The sequence below is a fragment of the Bradyrhizobium sp. USDA 326 genome, assembly GCF_049739485.1.
In the GTDB taxonomy this organism is placed as follows: Bacteria; Pseudomonadota; Alphaproteobacteria; order Rhizobiales; family Xanthobacteraceae; genus Bradyrhizobium.
The window spans coordinates 4,577,871-4,599,748 of sequence record NZ_JBMGQA010000001.1 but is presented as its reverse complement, the minus strand read 5'-3'; the positions used below and the strand labels follow the sequence as shown (position 1 = coordinate 4,599,748).

The following is a 21,878-nucleotide window of genomic DNA, read 5'->3' as shown; positions in this document are numbered from 1 at the left end:
GACCGGTGACGGATAAGTGCGCGCTGTCTCCACCAGTCATTGCGTGCGTAAGGCGCGACGGCACCGCTCGCTCTCGTGTCCCGGACGCGCTGCAGCGTGAAACGCTGCTGCGCAGAGCCGGCAACTGTTATGTTGATGGTGCGATTTTATAGGGTTTTCGGTCGCGCAGCATTGCGTTGAGGATGGTCAGCAGCTTCCTTGCGACAGCAATGAGGGCGAGCTTTGCTGGTTTGCCGGCCAGACGGAGCCGGTCATAGAAGATTTTGAAGTGATCGGCGCGACGAACGGCGTTGAGAGCAGCCATGTAGAGGGCGTCGCGGACGCGCTTTCGTCCGCCGCCGATCTTGCGCTTGCCACGATAAGCCCCGCTATCGACATTGAAGGGAGCCAGGCCGGCAAGAGCGGCCACCTCCTTTGGCCCGAGACGCCCAAGTTCGGGCATCTGGGTGAGGAGTTGCATGCAAGCGACGGGTCCCACGCCGGGCACCGAGCGCATCAACTGTGCATCATTGGCAAGCTCCGGTTCGGCTTTGACGAGCGCATGAATCTCAGTGTCGATTTCGGCGATCTCATCATTGAGGACCTCGATGAGGCGAGCGATGCGTTCCACCATGGCGCGGTCCTCGGCTTCGCTGCGGCGGTTCTTTTCCTGGGCCCTCATGGCAACCAGTTGGTCCCGCCGTTTTGCAAGCCTTGCCAAAGTGTTGCGAGCAGGCGTCGCGGCCTGCTCGGTGGCGGGCTTCATGGCGCGGGCAAAGGCCGCCAGCATCCGCGCATCGATCGGATCGGTCTTGGCGAGCTGGCCGCTGGCGCGGGCAAAGTCGCGGGCACGGGCCGGATTGATCCGGGCAAAGCGGATGCCGGCCCGATGCAGGGCCTCCCGAAGCTCGAGGTCATAGACCCCCGTAGCCTCGAAGACGATCAGCGCATCACATCGCCAACGCGCCACCAGCTGTGTGATGGCCTGTGGCGCGTTGGCGATGCGTTCCGCTACGCCGATGGCCTCATCGAAAATATCAAGGTGATGTTTGGAGATGTCGATCCCGACGCAACGAGAGGATATGATCACGGTGCCTGTCCCTGTGATGCGAGGTCTGTTGACGCAGCCTCGTGCAACTGTTCAGGTTGATAGATGGAACGGGCGGGAGACCGAGCCGGCTCACGGCGTCAAGCGCCAAGGACCCAACGGCTTCCCGCCCACCATCATCATGCCAGACTTCCCAGACACAGGGACCCATCCGACCTCCAACGATCAGCAGTATGGGCCCCGGCTCTGCAGCGCGCCGCAAAGAGGCGCTGCGCTGCGTCCGGGGCACGAGAGCGTCTGTCCAGCAACTGCGCTTCGCCTCACCAGCAGAAGCCAGCTTCATTCGCTCCGCATGCTTGGCCCATCTAGTTACTTGCATTTTGCAAGTAACTACCCTAACCTCCCGCCATGCAGCCAAAATCCCCTTCCATCCTGGAATGTCCGGTCGGCCGCGCCGTGGAGACGGTCGGCGAATGGTGGAGCATCCTGATTCTGCGCGATGCGTTTCAGGGCGCGACGAAATTCGACGAGTTCGCGCAAAGCCTCGGGATCGCGCCGAACATCCTGTCGCGGCGCCTCGCCCATCTCACCGAGAGCGGCATGTTCGTCCGACGCCGCTACAACGAACGCCCGCCGCGCTACGAATATGTGCTGACGGACAAGGCGCGGGATTTTTTCCCCGTCATCGTCGCGCTGCTCGCCTGGGGCAACAAGCATCTCGCGCCGAAGGGCGAATCCATCCTGTTGGCGAACCGGAGCGACGCTCGCCCGTTCGATCCGATCGTCGTCGACGCCGCCGACATGCAGCCGATCACGCTTGCCAACACGGTCGCCATTCCCGGTCCCCGCGCCAGCCGCGGCATGCGCGCGCGGCTCGCTTCGCTCAGGGCCATGAACCCGGCCGTCGCGCCGGCTGGAGATTGACATGCGTCGTATCGTCGTGACTGGCATGGGCGCGGTGTCGCCGCTCGGCTGCGGTGTCGAACTGTCCTGGCGGCGGCTGCTCGCCGGCCGAAGCGGGCTGCGACCTCTGCCGGAGTGGGCGCAGGTACTTCCCGCGCGCATCGCCGGTCTCGTGCCCGACAAGACCGATGACGCCGATGGCGGCTTCGATCCGGCACAGGCGGCTGGGCCAAAAGACCAGCGCAAGATGGACCGCTTCATCCTGTTCGCGCTGCTTGCCACCGGAGAAGCGGTCGCGCAGGCCGGATGGACGCCGCAGGATGCGGCGGCGCTGGAGCGGACCGCGACGATCATCGCTTCCGGCATCGGCGGCTTTCCGGCGATGGCGGAGGCGGTGCGCATCACCGAGCAGCGCGGCGCGCGCCGGCTGTCGCCGTTCACGATTCCCTCCTTCCTCGCCAATCTCGCAGCCGGCCAGGTCTCGATCAAATACGGCTACAAGGGAGCGCTGGGCACGCCGGTCACGGCGTGTGCCGCCGGCGTGCAGGCGATCGGCGATGCCGCGCGCATGATCCGTGCCGGCGAAGCCGATGTCGCGATCTGCGGCGGCGCGGAGGCCTGCATCGACATCGTCAGCCTCGGCGGCTTTGCCGCGGCCCGCGCGCTGTCGAGCAGCTTCAACGACGAGCCCGCACGCGCCTCGCGCCCATTCGATCGCGACCGCGACGGCTTTGTGATGGGCGAAGGCGCCGGCATCCTGGTGATCGAGGCGCTGGAGCATGCGCTGGCGCGCGGCGCGACGCCGATCGCGGAGATCGTCGGCTACGGCACGACGGCGGATGCCTATCACATGACGTCGGGTCCGCCCGACGGCGATGGCGCGCGCCGCGCCATGGAGATCGCGCTACGGCAGGCGAAGCTCGCACCCGCGGATGTACAGCACCTCAATGCGCATGCGACCTCGACTCCAGCCGGCGACGAGAGCGAGTTCGGCGCGATCGCAGCGCTGTTTGGCCGCAACCGCGGCATTGCCGTCAGCGCGACCAAATCGGCCACCGGGCACCTGCTCGGCGCTGCCGGCGGGCTGGAGGCGATCTTCACCGTGCTCGCTTTGCGCGACCAGATCGCGCCGCCGACGCTCAATCTCGACAATCCGGATCCCGGCGCTGACGGTATCGACATCGTTGCCGGCGCAGCAAGAGCGATGCCGATGCAGCATGCCATCTCCAACGGATTCGGCTTCGGCGGGGTCAATGCCAGCGTGATCTTCCGCCGGATGGCTTGAACGAGGTCTTTGAACAAGAGGCCTTGCAATCGCGGCAGGCTCGGCTACCAAAACAGGATGATCGAAACCAATTTCTGGCTGTTCCTTGCCGCCGCCTTCCTCGTTGCCGCCGTTCCCGGCCCCGGCATCTTTTATGTTGCGGCACGCACCTTGTCCGAGGGACGCGCCAGCGGTTTTGCATCGACCGCGGGCACGGCGCTGGGCGGGCTGGTTCACGTGGTTGCAGGCAGTATCGGTATCTCCGCGATCATCCTGGCCAGCGCCGAGCTGTTTGCGGCGGTGAAGTTCGTTGGCGCGCTCTATCTGATCTGGCTCGGCATCAAGACGTTTCGCAACGCCGGCCGCGCGCTGTCGCTCGCGGGCGAGCCCATCGGCGACAAGCGCGCGTTCCGTGACGGCGCGCTGGTGGAGGCGCTGAACCCGAAGACCGCGGCGTTCTTCCTCGCCTTCATACCGCAATTCCTTGATCCTGCGGGATCGAACCCCACGCTGCAGTTCATCGTGCTGGGAGCGATCTCGGTGGCGCTGAACACGCTCGCCGATGTCGTGGTGGTGCTGATGGCCTCTGCGACGCGCGCGCAGTTGATCGAACGGCCGCAGCTGATGCGGCGTCTCACGCAGGGCTCCGGCGTCTTCATCGCGGGGCTCGGCCTCTCGCTCGCGCTGGCGCGGCGGCCGGCAAATGGCTAGCGCTCCGCAAAGCCGCTTCTACGAATCGCACGGCCTGCGGCTGCATTACGCCGACTGGGGCAACGAGGGCGCGCCACCTCTGATCCTGGTCCATGGCGGCCGCGATCATTGCCGGAGCTGGGATCACATCGCCCGATCGTTGCAGCCGCATTTCCACGTCATCGCGCCCGACCTGCGCGGCCACGGCGATTCCGACTGGACCAAAGGCGGCAGTTACGCACTGACGGAGTACGTCTACGATCTCTCGCGGCTCGTCCGCAATATCGCAGCGCCTCCGGTCACTCTCATCGGCCATTCGATGGGCGGCATGGTCAGCCTGATCTTTTCGGGCTCATTCCCCGAGCAGGTCACCAAGCTCGTCGTCCTCGACGGCGTGACCATGTTGCCGGATACGCCAAAACCGCCGGTGCATGAGCGCATCGGCAAATGGGTCGGTCAGCTCGACAAGCTGCACGACCGCACCCCGCGCCGCTATGCCGCCCTCGAGGACGCCGCCGCGCAGATGATGCTTCACAACAAGCGCCTATCCCGCGACCTCGCGCTGCATCTCGCCACGCATGGCGCGCGGCAGAACGAGGACGGCACCTATAGCTGGAAGTTCGATCCCTATCAGCGCGCCTCTGCGCCGCACCGGCTCTGGCCCGACGACCACATCGAGCTCTGGTCACGCATCGCCTGCCCGACGCTGCTGCTCAATGCCGGCGAAAGCTTTCTCGCCGGTGCCAGGGCCGCAGGCCTGGAGCGCTACTTTCCGCAGGTGCGCATCGAGACCATCGCCGGCGCGGGACACTGGCTGCAGCACGACAAGCCGCAGGAGGTGCTGGGCGAGATCCGGCAGTTTCTCGTGCGGGCTGAAGACAGCGCGGAATAGCACAACGATATCCACGTCATTGCGAGCGCAGCGAAGCAATCCAGACTGTCACCGCGGAGGGATTCCGGATTGCTTCGCGGAGCCTGTCATCGGGCCGCGCTTCGAGCGGACCCGGCGGCTCGCAATGACGACCAGACCTAGCTCAAGGTCCCCGCATGCACCCACCAGCCGTGGTGATCGCGCCTGATCTTTTCGGCGGCGGCATGGGCTTCGGCCGGCGCGCCATAGATCGCAAAGCACGTCGCGCCGGAGCCGGACATGCGGGCGAGCTTGACGCCGGCGGAGCTACGCAAGGCCTCCAGCACCTCGCCGATGACAGGCTCGATGCGCAGCGCGGGCGCTTCAAGGTCGTTGGCGACGGTTTCCAGAACCTCCACCCAATCGGAAATAGAGGCGCCCTCCCCAGGCCAGGCCGGAGCGCGGATGACGTCGGTGACGCCGACCAGAAGCTCGCCGTTACGCAGACCCAGCGCCTGGAACACGTCCTTGGTCGCGACCGGCACGCGCGGATTGACCATGACGCAGGGCATGCTCGGCAGCGCGAGCGGCAACAGCTGCTCGCCGACGCCGGTCATGTCGCAGGCGCGCGAGACGAGGCACACCGGCACGTCCGCGCCGGTCGCGAGGGCGACCTTCTGAACGCGGGGATCATCGAGCGACAGATCGTTCAGGCGCGCCAGGAGCCGCAGCGCCGCCGCGGCATCGGCCGAGCCGCCGCCGATGCCCGCCGCGACGGGAAGCACCTTGTCGAGCGCGAAGGCGCCGAGCTTCAGGCCGGGCACCGCCTCGGCCAGAAGTCTCGCAGCCTTGAGCACGAGATTGTCGGACGTCTCGCCACAGGCCGCCGCCAGCGGGCCGGTGGTGGTGAGCTTCAGCTCGCCGCCCGGCTCCAGCGTGAGCCGATCGGCGCAATCGGCGAACGCCACCACGCTTTCGAGATCATGATAGCCGTCGGCACGACGGCCGACGACGCGAAGGCTCAAATTGACCTTCGCCCGCCCCTCTTCAATCAACGCCGACATCGGCGACACGCCCCCAAGCAAACCTCAGCCGCCCCTGCCGTCGTCCTTCTTCTTCTCGGCCTGCGCCGCAGAAGAGTTCGAATTGTCGTCCGGAAGGCCGTTGGCGATCTTGGCCTCGATCTTCGGAAGCTCTTCCGGCTCCGGCTTGAGATCGCGGGCATGCGACCACTGGAATTTTGCCTCCAGCGTGCGGCCGACGCGCCAATAGGCGTCGCCGAGATGGTCGTTGATGGTGGGATCCTCGGGCTTGAGATCGATCGCACGCTCGAGGTTCTTCACCGCCTCTTCATAGTTGCCGATGCGGTAATAGGCCCAGCCGAGGGAATCGACGATGTAGCCGTCGTCGGGACGCTGCTCGACGGCCCGCTTGATCATCTTCATGCCTTCGTCGAGATTCACGCCCTGGTCGATCCAGGAATAGCCGAGATAGTTGAGGACGTGCGGCTGATCGGGCTGCAGTTCGAGCGCCTTCTTCATGTCGGCCTCGGCCTTGCTCCACTGCTTGGAGCGCTCCTCGCAGATACCGCGATAATAGTACCAGACGCTGTTGGCCTTGTCGTTGCCGGGCGGCAGCACGTCGATTCCTTGCGAATAGGTCGCGCCGCAATCGCCGAACCGCTTGCGACCGCGCTCGATGTTTCCGAGCGCCATGATGGCTTCGAGGTCCTTGGCATCCTCCGAGGTGACGCCCTTGAGGATCTTGATCGCCTCGTCGGTGCGGTCGGCGGAATCCAGGTCAATGGCAAGCTGGATCTGTGCATTGCGCTTGAGCGGCGAGGTCGCGGGCACGCGCTCATAGACCTTGATCGCCATCTTCGGCCGCTTCACCGATTCATAGAGATCGGCGAGCGAGAGCAGCGCCAGCGGATGGGTCGGCTGGAGGTAGAGCGCGAGCTGGAGATAGACCAGCGCCAGGTCCTCACCGCCGCGGCGGGTCAGCGTGGCGCCGATGCCATAGAGCGCTTCGGCGGCGCCGGCCTGCGCGGAATCGACGAGTGGCGGCATCTTCTTGCCGGCCTTGGTCTCGCGCAGGCCTTCCTGGATCAGCGGATGGCGTGCGAGCTTCTTGTCGAAAGCCTGGTAGACGGTGGTCGCCGCGGCGGAATCCTTGTTGCGCGAGAGCCAGCGCGCATAGGCCTCGGTCACGCGCAGCATGGAATCGTCGAGCTTGTAGGCGCGCTCGAAGCGAGTGCCGGCGTCCTTCTCCTTGCCGGCGAGTTCCAGGATCATGCCGGCGTGAAGGTCCTTGAACAGCGGATACCATTCCGGACCAGCCAGCTTGTCGATGGTGGCGACACCACCCTTGGCATCTCCTGCACCATAGGCGGCCCAGCCCGACAGCAGCGTGGCGACCAGATCGGTGATCGGGCCGCGAACCGACTGGTTGATATTGGTCTGCGCGGCCGCGTATTTCTTCAACTTGAGATCATGCACGCCGACGACGAGACGCGCGACGCGGTTGGTCTTGTCGATGGTGAGGATGCGCTCGGCAAGCTTGACCGCCTCCTCGAGGTCGCCGTCGGCGACCGACGAGATGAAGGCACGGTCCAGCAGCTCGTTGTTCTTGGGATCGGTGCGGAGCGCCGAACGGTAGAATGCGGCGGCGGATGCCGCGTCACGCTCGACGCTGGCGTGGCGGGCGGCGAGATAGCTGCCGGCACCGGTGAGCGACTTCAGATCGTTTCGCGTCGGAAACTGCGCCGCCGTGTTCTCCGGGTGGTCCGGCGTCTGCGCCAGGACCGCGCCCGGGACCGCCACGATCGCGGTGCCCATGAGAGCGATGGCGACAGCAGTCCAGCGGTTGAAACGATTTGAAAGCATCAGGGCTCGCCTTGAGTTGGTAGTGCCTGGGTTTGCAGCAGGAGGCCGCATCGCACGCGAAAGCGGCCGGTGGCATCGGGACCCGGAACCGTCGGGCCGACAATGCCGCTTTTGGCGCTCCCCCGCAAGGATTCGGACCGGGCGATCCCCGCCGCATGCCCCAAATCGGCCAAGCGGATCCACCAAGAACGTCCCAAGACGCCGCTACTATGGCCTTATCGTGGCCGCGGCGGCTGGCCGCACACGGGTCCTCACGCGAACGTGCGCCAGATCACCCGCGTGACCTGCCTTTACATCGCCTCGTAATTCGGGCCGCCGCCGCCCTCGGGCGGAACCCAGGTGATGTTGCCATTGGGGTCCTTCACATCGCAGGTTTTGCAGTGGACGCAGTTCTGGGCATTTATCTGGAAACGCGGGCCGGAGCCCTCCTCAATCCACTCATAGACGCCGGCCGGGCAATAGCGGTTCGAGGGACCTGCGAAGACGTCATGCTCGGAGCTCTTCTGGAGGTTCATGTCGGTGACCTTCAGATGGATCGGCTGGTCCTCCTCGTGATTGGTGTTGGACAAGAACACCGAGGACAGCTTGTCGAACGTGATCTTGCCGTCGGGCTTTGGGTAGTTCCTGGGCGCGTGGCTCTTGGCCGGATCGAGCGTGGCGCGGTCGGGCTTGACGTGCGACTGCGTGCCGAACAGCGAGGCGCCGAACAGCGTATTGCACCACATGTCGAAGCCGCCCAGCGCGACGCCGAGCACGGTGCCGAACTTCGACCACAGCGGCTTGACGTTGCGGACCAGGAACAAATCCTTGCCGACCGACGAGGACCGCCAGGCGTTCTCGTACTCGATCAGTTCGTCATTGGCGCGATCGGCGGCAATCGCGGCTGCAACGTGCTCGGCCGCGAGCATGCCGGTGCCCATCGCATTGTGCACGCCCTTGATGCGGGGCACGTTGACAAAGCCCGCGGCGCAACCGATCAGCGCGCCGCCGGGGAAGCTGAGCTTCGGCACCGACTGATAGCCGCCCTCGGTGATCGCACGCGCGCCGTAAGCGAGCCGCTTGGCGCCTTCGAAGATGCCGCGAATCGAGGGGTGGGTCTTGAAGCGCTGGAATTCGTCGAACGGGGAGAGATAGGGATCGTCGTAGTTCAGATGCACGACGAAGCCGACTGCGACGAGATTGTCGTCGTAATGATAAAGGAACGAGCCGCCACCGGTCTTGAGGTCAAGCGGCCAGCCGAATGAATGCTGGATCAAGCCCTTCTGGTGCTTGGCGGGATCGATCTGCCAGACCTCCTTGAGGCCGATGCCGAATTTCGGCGGCTCGCTCTTGGCGTCCAGCGCAAATTTGTTGATGAGCTGTTTGGTGAGGCTGCCGCGGGCGCCTTCGGCGAACAGCGTGTACTTGCCGAGCAATTCCATGCCGCGGGTGAAGGAGTCCTTCGGCTTGCCGTCGCGGCCGATACCCATGTCGCCAGTGGCGATGCCCTTGACCTTGCCCTCCTCGTCATAGAGCACCTCGGCCGCCGCAAAGCCGGGATAGATCTCGACGCCGAGCGCCTCGGCCTTGCGCGCCAGCCAGCGGCAGACATTGCCGAGCGAGCCGATGTAGCAGTGATGATTGTTCATCAGCGGCGGCATCATGAAGTTCGGCAGCTTGATCGCGCCGCCGCCGGTCATCCAGAAGAAGCGGTCGTCCTTCACCTGCGTCCTCAGCGGGCAGTCGGAATCCTCGCGCCAGTCCGGGATCAGCTTGTCGAGCCCGGCCGGGTCGATCACAGCGCCCGAGAGAATGTGCGCGCCAACCTCGGAGCCCTTCTCCACCACGACCACGTTGAGATGGGCGTTGAGCTGCTTCAGCCGGATCGCGGCCGACAGGCCCGAAGGGCCGGCGCCGACGATGACGACGTCGAATTCCATGGATTCGCGCGGGGGAAGTTCTTCGGTGCTCATCTGATCTCAGCCCTTGAGACGGTCCTTGGTCGATTGCGCCCCCTTGTTTCCGATTTTTCCGGGTAGGACAACCATGGAAATGCATTCCGCTGGGATGCAAGGCCGTCCAAGGTGGTATAAAAGCCAGACATTCCCATGATCCCCGAACCCGCCCCCACCGTCCGCGAGCTGCTCGCCTTCTATCTGGAGGCCGGTGTCGACTGCGCGCTCGCGGAGGAACCGATCGACCGCCTGGCGGAATTGGATGCCCCGCGGCCAGCACCGCGCGCGGCACCTCCGGTCGAGGCACCGCGGCCGCTCGCCGCACCCGCGGTGATGCGGGGCGAGGCCGCGCCGGCGCCTGATGTCGCGATCGCGTCCGCACGCGAGGCCGCACGCACCGCGCCGACACTCGAGGCATTGCGCGAGCTGATGCAGGGCTTCGAGGGCTGCGCGCTGAAGCACACCGCAACGCGGCTGGTGTTCGCCGACGGCAATCCGCAGGCGCGCATCATGTTCGTCGGCGAAGCGCCGGGCCGCGACGAGGACATTGAGGGGCTGCCTTTCGTCGGACGCAGCGGCAAGCTGCTCGACCTCATGATCGGCGCGATCGGACTCAACCGCACCACCGCCTACATCGCCAACGTCATTCCCTGGCGACCGCCCGGCAACCGCACGCCGACGCCGCAGGAGACGCAAATCTGCCTGCCATTCATCCAGCGCCATATCGAACTGGTGAACCCGGACGTGCTGGTGACGCTCGGCAATCCCTCGACGCAGACCCTGCTCGGAACGCGTGAAGGCATCATGCGTACCCGCGGACGCTGGTTCGATTACGATGCCGGCGGGCGCACCATCCGCGCGCTGCCGACGTTCCACCCGGCCTATCTCTTGCGCTCGCCATCCTACAAGCGGCTGGCCTGGCAGGACCTGCGGTCGATCGCCAAGGTGCTGGCGGGTTGATGCTCTCGTGTCCCGGACGCGGTGCGGCACGTCGTGACGCTCCGCAGAGCCGGCAACTGTTATGTTGATGGTGCGATTTTATAGGGTTTTCGGTCGCGCAGCATTGCGTTGAGGATGGTCAGCAGCTTCCTTGCGACAGCAATGAGGGCGAGCTTTGCTGGTTTGCCGGCCAGACGGAGCCGGTCATAGAAGATTTTGAAGTGATCGGCGCGACGAACGGCGTTGAGAGCAGCCATGTAGAGGGCGTCGCGGACGCGCTTTCGTCCGCCGCCGATCTTGCGCTTGCCACGATAAGCCCCGCTATCGACATTGAAGGGAGCCAGGCCGGCAAGAGCGGCCACCTCCTTTGGCCCGAGACGCCCAAGTTCGGGCATCTGGGTGAGGAGTTGCATGCAAGCGACGGGTCCCACGCCGGGCACCGAGCGCATCAACTGTGCATCATTGGCAAGCTCCGGTTCGGCTTTGACGAGCGCATGAATCTCAGTGTCGATTTCGGCGATCTCATCATTGAGGACCTCGATGAGGCGAGCGATGCGTTCCACCATGGCGCGGTCCTCGGCTTCGCTGCGGCGGTTCTTTTCCTGGGCCCTCATGGCAACCAGTTGGTCCCGCCGTTTTGCAAGCCTTGCCAAAGTGTTGCGAGCAGGCGTCGCGGCCTGCTCGGTGGCGGGCTTCATGGCGCGGGCAAAGGCCGCCAGCATCCGCGCATCGATCGGATCGGTCTTGGCGAGCTGGCCGCTGGCGCGGGCAAAGTCGCGGGCACGGGCCGGATTGATCCGGGCAAAGCGGATGCCGGCCCGATGCAGGGCCTCCCGAAGCTCGAGGTCATAGACCCCCGTAGCCTCGAAGACGATCAGCGCATCACATCGCCAACGCGCCACCAGCTGTGTGATGGCCTGTGGCGCGTTGGCGATGCGTTCCGCTACGCCGATGGCCTCATCGAAAATATCAAGGTGATGTTTGGAGATGTCGATCCCGACGCAACGAGAGGATATGATCACGGTGCCTGTCCCTGTGATGCGAGGTCTGTTGACGCAGCCTCGTGCAACTGTTCAGGTTGATAGATGGAACGGGCGGGAGACCGAGCCGGCTCACGGCGTCAAGCGCCAAGGACCCAACGGCTTCCCGCCCACCATCATCATGCCAGACTTCCCAGACACAGGGACCCAGCACTACGTACCGTGCGGCAAGATAGGCCCCGGCTCTGCAGCGCATCACTTCGTGCTGCGCAGCGTCCGGGGCACGAGAGTGTCACGTCCCCTTCGGCCGCACGATGGCCCAGCCGATGCGCAGCAACTGCTGGCGGCCGGTCACCAGCCATTCGAACGCGCGCGGGACTTCCGGCACGATGCCGGGGAAGCGCTTGAGGATGTCCGGCGGCGGGGTGCCGGCGGTATCGGAGGCGCGCCAGACCACGACGCCCCCGGTCTCGCTGAATTTGGCCTGATTCATCCACGGCGTCCGCGCAGGATCGGCATCGATGAACAGATGCGGCCGGCCGGAATGCAGCGCGATCAGGCTGGCGAGTTGCGTCTCGCCGGCGACGGCGCGCAGGCGATGGTTGGTGCGACGGGCAAAGCTCTCGTCGAAGAAGTCCGAGATCGCGCGCGCCGGCATCGAGGTCGCAATCTCGTTGGCGCCGGTCCAGGGCAGGAACAGGACGGCGAGCACCACGCCGGCGGCGGGCGCGATGATGGCAGCAGCCCATACCGTGCGCAGCATCCGCGTGCGGCGCATCGCGATGAAATCGCCGGCCGCAACGACCACGGCAAGCCCAGGCATGACCAGCACGACACCGGCGCCGCCGACGACGGAGTCGAGCCCGAGCAGGCCGGAGATCAGCACCGCGCTAAGCGGCGGAGCCAGCGCGAAGAAATAGACGAAGTTGCGCGCGAGCGGCTCGACCGGCGGTCGGTAGATGACCGGCGGTTCCTCGCCCTTGCCGTCGAACAGCCCGGTGTTGAGGAAGGTCAGCGCCGGGATCGCGGCAGCCCCGAGCACGAGTCCACCGAACAGCCAGGCCGCGTGCAGCGCGCGGGCGTTGAGCTCGGCGACTTGCGGCATGTCCGGCATGGCCAACGTCTCGGCCCGCATCAGCCAGACCGCATAGGGCAGCGCCAGCACGGCAACCACGATCAGCGCAAACAGCGGATCGAGCCTCCGCAGCGTCCGGCGGCCGCCGGCGGTCGACACCGCGAAGACGACGATCAGCCCGAGCAGAAAGATCGCCGCGGGCGTCGTCAGCAGCAAGAGGCCTGCTTCGATCGACCAGGCGAACCAGGCATTGCCGCGGCGCTGGCCGATGATCTGCCAGGAATGCAGCAGCAATAGCGCCCAGAGCGGCCGCGCCAGCACCAGAGGGCCGAAGTCGAGCGCAGGCGAGGAGAAGGCCAGCACGGTCATCGTCAGCAGCACGGCTAGCACCGCCTGCTGCGAACCGATCACGGCGCGAGAGAGATGGTAGAGTGCGATGAAGGTCGCGATCTCGCAGATCTCGGCAAGCACGTAGACGCCCAGCATGTGGCCGCCTGCGGCCCGATAGGCGATGTCGGCGAGCCAGACCGGCAGCGGTGGGCCGAGATCGGTGCCGACCTGGTATTCGCGTCCGAAAGCCAGCAGCGTCGCGAGGGTGCCGGGCGGGCTGCGGTAGAACACCAGCGCCACGAACAGCCACATCAAAGCCTGGAGCAGCACGGCGATCCAGACGATCAGCCGCGGCCGGGCGCGAATGAGCTCGATGACCAGGGAGGTAAACCGCATGCAACGTCCGAATGATGCAGCCAGTCCAGCCGGCCCTATTCGCTCATCCGTTTGATAATGGGCGCTGCGCGCCGTGGCAACTTCGGTGTGCTCCCTCTCCCCGTTCTGACGGGGGAAGAGTCCGCCGCTCGAGATGAGTCTTAGAGCCCAGCCGACGCGTCGATCTCAACGCTGGCTTCCACCTCCACTTCCACCTCCGTGACTGAGAACAGGTCCAGCACCGGCTCGACGGTCCACGGCATGTGCTTGGCGCGGGCGGCGGCGACGGGGGCGAAGAAGCGGCGGTGGTGGATGGACGGGCCCAGCCGGTCGAGCGCCTCGAGGTGTTCGGGGACGGCGTAGCCCTTGTGCTGCTCGAAGCCGTAGCCGGGGCAATCCTGCGCCAGCGCGCACATCAGCCGGTCGCGCGTGACCTTGGCGACGATGGACGCCGCGGCAATCGACGACACGATGCCGTCGCCACCGATCACGGCCTCGCAGTCGCATTCGGTGTCGAGCCGATCGCGGCCGTCGACGAAGACGTGCCTGGGCGCCTCCGGCAATGCCACCACGGCGCGCTTCAGTGCCCACAGCGAGGCGCGCAGGATGTTGTCGCGGTCGATCCGCGAGGGCGAGGCAACGGCGACCGAAACCTGCGCGGTGGCGCAGATCTTGTCGAACAGCTTCTCGCGCTCCTCGGCAGTCAACCGTTTCGAATCATCGATGCCGCGCGGAATGCGGTCGGGATCGAGAATCACCGCGGCCGCAACGACGGGGCCCGCCAGCGGGCCGCGGCCGGCCTCGTCGCATCCGGCAACCGGCCAGACGCCGCGCTTGATCAGCGCGCGCTCGCGGCGGAAGCTGGGGGGAGCAATGGCAATGATGCCTTTCCTGCCAACCGGAACCTGCGGAGCCTTCACTGCAGATGCTTTGCCTGCAGATGCCTTGCCTGCAGGTACCTTGGCCGCACGCAGCTTGGCCGCCTTGGCAGGCGCAGCCTTCTCCGCAGCTTCCTTTTTGGGCGCCTCTTTGGCTGGGTTCTTGGCGGACTTGTCCCGAATCATGGCCGGGATCGTGCGCAAGCGGCTTCGCCAGCGCAACCGGGAACCCAGGATAATTCCCGCTATTCAGGCCGGACGTCCTACTCCGCCAGATGCACCCGGCGGTCCTCGCCCACCTCGATACCGGGCGCGACCACGACCTCCCAAGGATGGCCGTCGGGGTCGGTGAAGTAACCGGAATAGCCGCCGTAATCGGTCTCGTGCGCCGTCTTCAGCAAGCTGGCCCCCTTTCCGACGGCGAAGGCCATCACCTGATCGACCTCCTCGCGCGTCCGGCAGTTCCAGGCGAGCGTCATGCCGCGAAAGGTCGATGGCCTCGGCGCGTCCGGCAGGGTCGCGTCTGCCGCAAGCTGATCCCACGGATATAAGGCGAGCACCGGACCGCCGGTATCGTAGAAGGCGACGGCCTCGCCGGTGGCCTTCAGCCGGCGCGAGAAGCCGAGTGCTTCGTAAAAGGCGATGCTGGCGCGGATATCGCTGACACCCTGCGTGACGACGGTGAGTCTCGGCACCGGGCCCGGCAATTCCTGACTCATGCCATGCCTCTTTCACTTTCCCGTCAGAACAGGCTGAGCTGATCGCCGTTCCGCTTCGGCCGCGCGAAGTGATCCGTCGTGAGCTTGGAGCGCCGCTTGTTGAGTCCGAGCCTCTCGCAGGCGATCTCGAAGCGGCGGCCGATGGTCCAGGCCATCGGGCCGGTTCCCTTCATCCGCTCGCCCCATTTCGCATCGTAATCGCGCCCGCCGCGCATGTCGCGAATCAGGGTGAAGACGTGGCGATAGCGGTCCGGAAAGTTCGCCATCAGCCATTCGCGGAAGAGATCGCGGACCTCGAGCGGCAACCGCAGCAGCACATAGGCGGCTTCCTTGACGCCGGCATGGGCGGCGGCATCGAGGATGCGCTCGATCTCGGAATCGTTCAACGCAGGGATCACGGGCGCGACCATCACGGTGGTCGGAATGCCGGCATCCGAGAGCTGCTTCAGCGCCTCCAGCCGCTTCGGTGGCGTCGAGGCCCGCGGCTCCATGGTGCGCGCAAGCTTCGGATCGAGCGAGGTGACCGAGATCGCGACCTTGGCGAGGTTGCGTTTGGCCATCCGCTGGAGAATGTCGATGTCGCGCACCACCAGCGCCGATTTGGTGACGATGCCGACCGGATGGCTGGCGCGTTCCAGCACCTCGAGTATGCCACGCATGATCTTTCGCTCACGCTCGATCGGCTGGTAGGGATCGGTGTTGGTGCCGATCGCGATCATCCTGGGCTCGTAGCCGGTGGCGGCGAGCTCCTTCTCGAGCAGCGAAGGCGCCTCGGGCTTCACGAACAGCTTGGACTCGAAGTCCAGCCCCGGCGAGAGGCCGAGATAGGCATGCGTCGGTCGCGCGAAGCAGTAGACGCAGCCGTGCTCGCAGCCGCGATAGGGATTGATCGAGCGGTCGAAGCCGATGTCGGGGGAATCGTTGCGGGTGATCACCTTGCGCGAGGTATCGATGCCGACACTGGTCTTGAACGGCGGCAGCTCCTCCAGGCTCTGCCAGCCGTCGTCGAAAGCGACGCGCGCCTCGGCCTCGTAACGGCCGCTGGCATTGGATTGCGCGCCCCGCCCTCGCCGTCGCGCGCGATCGATGGCGACGCCAAGCTCGGGGAAATCTGAAGGCGCACCCGCCGGCTCGGAGGGCGCCGTGACCGGCGGGTGCTTGAGAGCATGAGAGGATGCTGGACTCATGAAGCCAAGATAGCACGCACAAGGAACAAATCAAGAACACAAACAAAAAACGTGAAAACAACCCCATGCAAAGTAGCCACCCAAATTTCGGGCGCGCCGCTTTGACCTCACGCAACACGCCCGTCACGAGGATTTCGTTTGATCCCGCACAGGGATCGATCGTGCCGGAACAAAGTTGGTGACGATCGCTGGGTGAAAGCCGACGGGAACATGACAATTCAACAAAAAACCGCCGCCGCGATCGGCGACCTCGGTCTGCTCGACCGCTATTGGCGCGCCGCCAACTACCTCTCGGTCGGGCAAATCTACCTGCTCGACAATCCGTTGCTGCGCGAGCCGTTGCGGCCCGAGCACATCAAGCCGCGTTTGCTCGGCCATTGGGGCACCACGCCCGGCCTGAACTTCATCTATGCGCATCTCAATCGCGTGATCCGCGCGCTGGACCTCAACGTCATCTATGTCTGCGGGCCCGGCCACGGCGGCCCCGGAATGGTCGCCAACACCTATCTCGAAGGCAGCTACAGCGAGATCTATCCCGACATCGCGCGCGATACGGACGGATTGCGCAAGCTATTCAGGCAGTTCTCCTTCCCCGGCGGCATCCCGAGCCACGCGGCGCCGGAAACGCCGGGCTCGATCCACGAAGGCGGAGAGCTCGGCTACGCGCTGGTGCACGCCTATGGCGCTGCATTCGACAATCCTGATTTGATCGTCGCCTGTGTCGTCGGCGACGGCGAGGCCGAAACCGGCCCTCTCGCCGCGTCCTGGCATTCGAACAAGTTCCTGAACCCGGCGCATGACGGCGCGGTGCTGCCGATCCTGCATCTCAATGGCTACAAGATCGCAAATCCGACCGTGCTCGGACGGATGGCAGATGCGGAGATCCGCGATCTCTTCCGTGGGTTGGGCCATGAACCGCTGTTCGTCGCCGGCGATGATCCCGAATTGATGCACCATGCCATGGCGGATGCGCTCGATGTCGCACTCGCCAGCATCCGCTCGATCCAGCAGCATGCCCGCGACGGGCGCAAAAGCGTCGAGCGGCCGCGCTGGCCGATGATCGTGCTGCGCAGCCCGAAGGGCTGGACCGGTCCGAAGGAGGTGGACGGCAAGAAGGTCGAAGGCTTTTGGCGTGCGCATCAGGTCCCCGTCGCCGGATGCCGCGAGAACCCGGCGCATCTGAAGGTGCTCGAAGACTGGATGCGCAGCTACGAGCCGGAAAAGCTGTTCGACGCGAACGGCGCGCTCGCTCCCGAGCTTCAGGCGCTCGCACCCCAAGGCGTCAGGCGCATGGGCGCCAATCCTCACGCCAATGGCGGCCTGTTGAAGAAGGAGCTGAAGCTGCCCGACTTCCACAGCTTCGCAATCGATGTGCCGCAGCCCGGCGGCGCCATCGCCGAAGCGACGCGCGAGCTCGGCAAATTCCTGCGCGACGTCATCCGCCTCAACGCGCAACAGCGCAATTTCCGCATCATGGGGCCGGACGAGACCGCGTCGAACCGGCTAGATGCGGTGTTCGACGCCACCGAGCGCGTCTGGATGGAGCCGATCGAACCTTACGACGTCCATCTCGCCCAGGACGGCCGCGTGATGGAGGTGTTGAGCGAGCATCTCTGCCAGGGCTGGCTCGAGGGCTATCTGCTCACGGGACGGCACGGCTTCTTCTCCTGCTATGAGGCCTTCATCCACATCGTGGATTCCATGTTCAACCAGCATGCCAAATGGCTGAAGGTCACGCGCGACCTGCCGTGGCGGCGCCCGATCGCCTCGCTCAATTATCTCCTGACCTCGCATGTCTGGCGTCAGGACCATAACGGCTTCAGCCATCAGGACCCCGGATTCGTCGATCTCGTCGCCAACAAGAAAGCAGACATCGTCCGCATCTACTTCCCGCCGGATGCCAACACGCTGTTGTGGATCGCCGATCACTGCCTGCGCACCTACAACCGCATCAACGTGATCGTCGCCGGCAAGCAACCGGCGCCGCAATGGCTCTCGATGCAGGACGCTGCGACGCATTGCGCAGCCGGCATCGGCATCTGGGGCTGGGCCGGAACGGAAGACGGACAGGGTGAGCCCGACGTGATCATGGCTTGCGCCGGCGACGTGCCGACGCTGGAGACGCTGGCCGCCGTCGACCTCCTGCGCAAGGCGCTGCCGGACTTGAAGATCCGCGTCGTCAACGTCGTCGACCTCATGACCCTGCAGCCAAGGGAGCAGCATCCGCACGGCCTCGCCGACCGCGACTTCGATGGCCTGTTCACGCGCGACAAGCCGGTGATCTTCGCCTATCACGGCTACCCCTACTTGATCCACCGGCTGACCTATAGCCGCACCAACCATGCCGGCATGCATGTGCGCGGCTTTGCCGAGGAAGGCACCACAACGACGCCGTTCGACATGGTCGTGCTCAACGAGCTTGACCGCTACCACTTGGCAATCGAGGCGATCGAACGCGTGCCGGGGCTTGCGACCAAAGCCGCGCGGGTGAAGCAACAGTTCCGCGACAAGCTGATCGAGCACTCCCGCTATGTTCGCGAGCATGGTGAGGACATGCCCGAGATCCGCGACTGGGTGTGGCAAAACAGTGCCGGCGGCAACACGCCGGCCGACGCCGGCGACTAGCCATGCCGAACACGATCCTCGTCCTCAACTCGGGATCGTCGAGCATCAAGTTCGGCCTGTTCGATGTCTCGGCAGCTGAGCCCTCCCTGCTCTGCAGGGGCCTGCTCGACGAACACGAGGCAAGACCCCGGCTCTTGGTGAAGGACCCCGCGGGCGAGGACCTGTTCGAGGCGCGAAGGGACGCGCCGGACGCCGACGGCGGTGGCCATCTGTTCGCCGACGTGCTCGCGTTCATCGAGGACCGGTTCGGTGCAGACAGCTTGCGGGCCGTCGGCCACCGCGTCGTTCACGGCGGACCGGATTATTCGGGCCCGGTCGTCCTGACGGACGACATCACCGCGAAGCTGGAGGCATTGACGCCGTTGGCGCCGTTGCACCAGCCGCGCTGCCTTGCGCCAGTCCGCGCGTTTGCGGCGATCCGGCCCGGGCTGACGCAGATCGCGTGTTTCGACACCGCCTTCCACCACGGCCTCGCGCCGCCGGCGAGCCGCTTCGCCATTCCCAGGCGACTCGAGGCGCGTGGCGTCAGGCGCTACGGCTTTCACGGCCTCTCTTTCGAATATGTCGCGGGACGCCTTTCCGAGATCGCGCCGGAGCTTGCGACCAGACGCACCGTCATCGCGCATCTCGGCAACGGCGCCAGCCTCTGCGCGCTGCGCGATGGCCGCAGCATCGACACCACGATGGGGCTGACGCCGCTCGACGGCCTCGTGATGGGCACACGTTGCGGCACGATCGATCCCGGCGTGCTGCTCTATCTGCAGCAACACGAGAGCATGTCGGTCGAGGAGGTCCAGCACCTGCTCTATCACGAGTCAGGCCTCTTCGGCGTCTCCGGCACCTCCGCGGACATGCGCACGCTGCTGGCGAGCGGCGAGAGCGCGGCGCGAGAGGCGGTCGATCTCTTCACCTTCCGTGCGGCGCAGGCAGTCGCAATGATGGCGACGACGCTCGGCGGCCTGGACTGTCTGGTCTTCACCGGCGGCATCGGCGAGCATGCCAAGGAGATCCGCAGCGCGATCGGCGAGCGTCTCGCATGGATGGGCGTGCGCATCGATGCCGCCAGCAACGACGCGGCACGCGGACGCATCAACCGCAGCGACAGCGCCGTCGAAATCTTCGTCATTCCAACCAATGAAGAGATGACGATCGCGCGCCATTACGCCGCGCTGATCCGTGGGCGCCACGCCACGTGACAATTTTATGAATGATCTGCCGCAATGCTGCCGCCGCGGTTTCGCGGCACAGATACCGCATCAATCCTGGTTGCGGACCGATCATGAAAACCCAGATCATCGAAGAGCTCGGACAAGGCAGCATCCTGTTGCCCGCGCTGGTGGCGGAAGGGCTCGCCGCCAACGACCGGATCAAGGTGCGGATGAGCGCGTTGCAGGCGGCGGCCCGGCATGCGCAGGAGCCTGACCGGCCCGCGAATGACCTCGGGGTCGAAAGCCAGACTGCAGGCATCGCTCCCGCCGGGATCGCAGCGCTGATCGGCGGCGCGCATCTGATCGGACAGGGCCGGCTCGCAGCCCCCGATCTTGCGAAGCTGATGCAGGAGATTGCGGACGATGCAGCGACCATGATCCGCGCCGTCGGCGCCGGCGCGGTGAGCGAAGGCGAAAGGGCGCAGGCGCGGCTTGACGCGATCCGCACAGCCGGCCTGCTCGATGCCACCGGCGAGATCGAGATGTCCCGCATCTCGCGCCTGACCGGCGTCGCCGATGCAGGCAGCGACAGCCTGCATCGCCTCGTCATGGATCTGCACAAGCAGCTCAACCGGCTTGCGGCGAGCTGCTCGGAGGAAGCGCTCGACGGCGCCCATGTCTTCGGCCTGCACAGCGAGGACCGGCCGGCCGTCGCCGCCTTCATGAAGGGCCTGAACGCGACGCGGGGTCTGAAGTTCAATCACCCCGGTCTCGACACCATGGCAACACGCGCCGGCGGCCGGCTGCTGATCCAGAACGACATCGGCACCACGGACGCCCATGTCGTCGTGATCGCGGTGAAGAAGAACGCGGTCACCGTCACCTACACCGACGTGCATCTGGCGCGGGCGAAGTTCTTCATCTCGCTGTTCGAGGCGTTCGAGGCGAGCTGGAGCGGCCTTGATCGTCACACCGCGGCCGGCCTCGGCGAGGACAATTCCTTCTATCTCGTCACCGGGCAGTATCAGGGCGACCACGCCGCCGATCGCAACGAATTCCTCGCGGCGCTCGGTGCGGCCCTTGTGTTTCTGATCGACTGGAACAAGGCGCGCAAGCTGCTCAGGACCTGGGTCGCCAAGGAAGACGCGGCACGCATCCTCGAATGGGCTGCGCGTCAGCGGATTGGCCATCGCGGCTTCCTCGAGCTCGGCGGCAACGATCTGCTCGGCTCCGCTGTCCGGAACGCCGCTCCGACGCGGATCGGCTTCGGCGAGCGGCTCGACCAGGCGCTCGGCCGCAACGCTGCAATCGATTTTCTGAAGACATCTCTGCGCGCCTCCACCGAGGCACTGCTTGCGGGCCGCTCGGTCAGGACGGTGCGCGACCAGATCGAGGCCGATCTGATGCGGCACCTCGATCGCGTCGATGGGACTCTGCTCGCAGCCGTGCTGCGTCAGATCGGCCTCGCCCACGATCTCGTCGCGGCGATCTCGCGCCATATTGCCGCGCTCCGCGCGGACCAGCCCGCCGACGGCAAGCTGTTGACGCAACGCTGCAGCGCGATCGAGCAGAAGGCCGACCGAATCGCGATCGAGAGCCGCAACGAGGTCGACCGCCTCAATGCCCGCCCGCTGATCGGCCAATTGATCGATCGCGCCGAGGAAGCCGTCGACGAGCTGGAGCAGGCCGCATTCATCGCCGCACTGATGCCGGAAAGGACCGATCCATCCCTGCTGGAATCGCTGGCCGAGCTTTGCACGGTGGCAGAGACCGCGACCGAAGTGGCCGCGGGCGGCGTCGCGGCAGCGATCGACGTGCCGGAGGGACGGCGCGCCGATTCCGAGGACGCGCTCTCCGCCGTGACCCGCCTGATCGACGCCGAACACGCCGCCGACAGCCGCGAACGCGCGATCACCGCGCTGGTCTTCCGCGGCGGCTTCGACGTCGCGACCTCGCTGTCGGTGATCGAGCTCGCCCGCGCCGTCGAGCGCGCCACCGACCGCTTCGCCGCGTTCGGCCATCTGCTCCGCCGTCACATCATGATCGATCTCGCAGCTTGAGGACGCTAC

At 65.7% G+C, this 21,878-nt stretch carries 17 protein-coding genes; 8 read left to right on the top strand and 9 right to left on the bottom strand.

What is annotated here, in order from left to right:
* Positions 1-127 precede the first annotated feature (127 nt).
* On the bottom strand, positions 128-1,069 hold the full coding sequence (locus ABIG06_RS21605) for an IS110 family transposase (protein ID WP_370134307.1): 942 nt from the start codon (positions 1,067-1,069) through the stop codon (positions 128-130).
* Between the two features lie 366 nt (positions 1,070-1,435).
* On the opposite strand from ABIG06_RS21605, the gene ABIG06_RS21600 reads away from it, so the two are divergent.
* The 4 genes from ABIG06_RS21600 to ABIG06_RS21585 are packed head-to-tail and all read left to right on the top strand — an operon-like array spanning position 1,436 to position 4,776.
* The gene (locus ABIG06_RS21600) at positions 1,436-1,951 is read left to right on the top strand and encodes a winged helix-turn-helix transcriptional regulator (RefSeq protein WP_370138559.1); all 516 of its coding nucleotides are present in this window, start codon (positions 1,436-1,438) and stop codon (positions 1,949-1,951) included.
* Position 1,952: 1 nt separating this feature from the next.
* The gene (fabF, locus tag ABIG06_RS21595; RefSeq protein WP_370138558.1) at positions 1,953-3,215 is read left to right on the top strand and encodes a beta-ketoacyl-ACP synthase II; all 1,263 of its coding nucleotides are present in this window, start codon (positions 1,953-1,955) and stop codon (positions 3,213-3,215) included.
* A gap of 57 nt (positions 3,216-3,272) precedes the next feature.
* Positions 3,273-3,905, top strand: coding sequence for a LysE family translocator (locus ABIG06_RS21590; protein ID WP_124159787.1), 633 nt, complete (start codon positions 3,273-3,275; stop codon positions 3,903-3,905).
* Entirely contained in the window at positions 3,898-4,776 is an 879-nt protein-coding gene (locus ABIG06_RS21585) for an alpha/beta fold hydrolase (RefSeq protein ID WP_370138557.1), read from the top strand. The genes ABIG06_RS21590 and ABIG06_RS21585 overlap by 8 nt, the downstream gene beginning before the upstream one ends.
* A gap of 137 nt (positions 4,777-4,913) precedes the next feature.
* Here the strand turns inward: ABIG06_RS21585 and ABIG06_RS21580 are convergent, their stop codons facing one another.
* The 3 genes from ABIG06_RS21580 to ABIG06_RS21570 all read right to left on the bottom strand — a co-directional run bounded on the left by ABIG06_RS21580 (position 4,914) and on the right by ABIG06_RS21570 (position 9,571).
* Positions 4,914-5,798 (bottom strand): 4-(cytidine 5'-diphospho)-2-C-methyl-D-erythritol kinase, encoded by an 885-nt coding sequence (locus ABIG06_RS21580; protein ID WP_370138556.1) that lies wholly within the window; start codon positions 5,796-5,798, stop codon positions 4,914-4,916.
* A 24-nt stretch (positions 5,799-5,822) separates the two neighbouring features.
* Positions 5,823-7,619: a tetratricopeptide repeat protein gene (locus tag ABIG06_RS21575; RefSeq protein ID WP_370138555.1), complete on the bottom strand. Its 1,797-nt coding sequence runs from the start codon at positions 7,617-7,619 to the stop codon at positions 5,823-5,825.
* Between the two features lie 290 nt (positions 7,620-7,909).
* Positions 7,910-9,571 carry an electron transfer flavoprotein-ubiquinone oxidoreductase gene (locus ABIG06_RS21570; protein WP_370138553.1) on the bottom strand — a complete coding sequence of 554 codons (1,662 nt, stop codon included), beginning with the start codon at positions 9,569-9,571 and terminating at the stop codon, positions 7,910-7,912.
* Positions 9,572-9,706: 135 nt separating this feature from the next.
* On the opposite strand from ABIG06_RS21570, the gene ABIG06_RS21565 reads away from it, so the two are divergent.
* Entirely contained in the window at positions 9,707-10,513 is an 807-nt protein-coding gene (locus ABIG06_RS21565) for a uracil-DNA glycosylase (RefSeq protein WP_370138551.1), read from the top strand.
* A 59-nt stretch (positions 10,514-10,572) separates the two neighbouring features.
* Here the strand turns inward: ABIG06_RS21565 and ABIG06_RS21560 are convergent, their stop codons facing one another.
* The 5 genes from ABIG06_RS21560 to ABIG06_RS21540 form a co-directional block, all read right to left on the bottom strand.
* Positions 10,573-11,514 carry an IS110 family transposase gene (locus tag ABIG06_RS21560; RefSeq protein WP_370134307.1) on the bottom strand — a complete coding sequence of 314 codons (942 nt, stop codon included), beginning with the start codon at positions 11,512-11,514 and terminating at the stop codon, positions 10,573-10,575.
* Between the two features lie 250 nt (positions 11,515-11,764).
* Entirely contained in the window at positions 11,765-13,273 is a 1,509-nt protein-coding gene (locus tag ABIG06_RS21555; RefSeq protein ID WP_124159793.1) for a glycosyltransferase family 39 protein, read from the bottom strand.
* A gap of 140 nt (positions 13,274-13,413) precedes the next feature.
* Complete coding sequence (locus tag ABIG06_RS21550) at positions 13,414-14,316, bottom strand: ribonuclease HII (RefSeq protein WP_370138550.1); 903 nt, start codon at positions 14,314-14,316, stop codon at positions 13,414-13,416.
* Between the two features lie 77 nt (positions 14,317-14,393).
* Positions 14,394-14,849 carry a VOC family protein gene (locus tag ABIG06_RS21545; protein ID WP_370138549.1) on the bottom strand — a complete coding sequence of 152 codons (456 nt, stop codon included), beginning with the start codon at positions 14,847-14,849 and terminating at the stop codon, positions 14,394-14,396.
* A 23-nt stretch (positions 14,850-14,872) separates the two neighbouring features.
* Positions 14,873-16,036, bottom strand: coding sequence for a PA0069 family radical SAM protein (locus tag ABIG06_RS21540; protein ID WP_370138548.1), 1,164 nt, complete (start codon positions 16,034-16,036; stop codon positions 14,873-14,875).
* A gap of 210 nt (positions 16,037-16,246) precedes the next feature.
* On the opposite strand from ABIG06_RS21540, the gene ABIG06_RS21535 reads away from it, so the two are divergent.
* From ABIG06_RS21535 to ABIG06_RS21525, 3 genes are all read left to right on the top strand, one after another.
* Positions 16,247-18,661: a phosphoketolase family protein gene (locus ABIG06_RS21535; RefSeq protein WP_370138547.1), complete on the top strand. Its 2,415-nt coding sequence runs from the start codon at positions 16,247-16,249 to the stop codon at positions 18,659-18,661.
* A gap of 2 nt (positions 18,662-18,663) precedes the next feature.
* Entirely contained in the window at positions 18,664-19,857 is a 1,194-nt protein-coding gene (locus ABIG06_RS21530; RefSeq protein ID WP_370138546.1) for an acetate/propionate family kinase, read from the top strand.
* Between the two features lie 83 nt (positions 19,858-19,940).
* Positions 19,941-21,869, top strand: a complete 1,929-nt coding sequence (locus tag ABIG06_RS21525; RefSeq protein ID WP_370138544.1) for a hypothetical protein — start codon at positions 19,941-19,943, stop codon at positions 21,867-21,869.
* Positions 21,870-21,878 lie beyond the last annotated feature (9 nt).

Bases quoted from the DNA above. Each gene is read 5' to 3' on its own strand.
- ABIG06_RS21535 (WP_370138547.1), top strand. From the start codon at position 16,247: ATGACAATTCAACAAAAAACCGCCGCCGCGATCGGCGACCTCGGTCTG.
- ABIG06_RS21555 (WP_124159793.1), bottom strand. From the start codon at position 13,273: ATGCGGTTTACCTCCCTGGTCATCGAGCTCATTCGCGCCCGGCCGCGG.
- ABIG06_RS21540 (WP_370138548.1), bottom strand. From the start codon at position 16,036: ATGAGTCCAGCATCCTCTCATGCTCTCAAGCACCCGCCGGTCACGGCG.
- ABIG06_RS21575 (WP_370138555.1), bottom strand. From the start codon at position 7,619: ATGCTTTCAAATCGTTTCAACCGCTGGACTGCTGTCGCCATCGCTCTC.
- ABIG06_RS21585 (WP_370138557.1), top strand. From the start codon at position 3,898: ATGGCTAGCGCTCCGCAAAGCCGCTTCTACGAATCGCACGGCCTGCGG.
- ABIG06_RS21545 (WP_370138549.1), bottom strand. From the start codon at position 14,849: ATGAGTCAGGAATTGCCGGGCCCGGTGCCGAGACTCACCGTCGTCACG.
- ABIG06_RS21550 (WP_370138550.1), bottom strand. From the start codon at position 14,316: ATGATTCGGGACAAGTCCGCCAAGAACCCAGCCAAAGAGGCGCCCAAA.
- ABIG06_RS21590 (WP_124159787.1), top strand. From the start codon at position 3,273: ATGATCGAAACCAATTTCTGGCTGTTCCTTGCCGCCGCCTTCCTCGTT.
- ABIG06_RS21600 (WP_370138559.1), top strand. From the start codon at position 1,436: ATGCAGCCAAAATCCCCTTCCATCCTGGAATGTCCGGTCGGCCGCGCC.
- ABIG06_RS21525 (WP_370138544.1), top strand. From the start codon at position 19,941: ATGAAAACCCAGATCATCGAAGAGCTCGGACAAGGCAGCATCCTGTTG.
- ABIG06_RS21530 (WP_370138546.1), top strand. From the start codon at position 18,664: ATGCCGAACACGATCCTCGTCCTCAACTCGGGATCGTCGAGCATCAAG.
- ABIG06_RS21565 (WP_370138551.1), top strand. From the start codon at position 9,707: ATGATCCCCGAACCCGCCCCCACCGTCCGCGAGCTGCTCGCCTTCTAT.
- ABIG06_RS21580 (WP_370138556.1), bottom strand. From the start codon at position 5,798: ATGTCGGCGTTGATTGAAGAGGGGCGGGCGAAGGTCAATTTGAGCCTT.
- fabF (WP_370138558.1), top strand. From the start codon at position 1,953: ATGCGTCGTATCGTCGTGACTGGCATGGGCGCGGTGTCGCCGCTCGGC.
- ABIG06_RS21570 (WP_370138553.1), bottom strand. From the start codon at position 9,571: ATGAGCACCGAAGAACTTCCCCCGCGCGAATCCATGGAATTCGACGTC.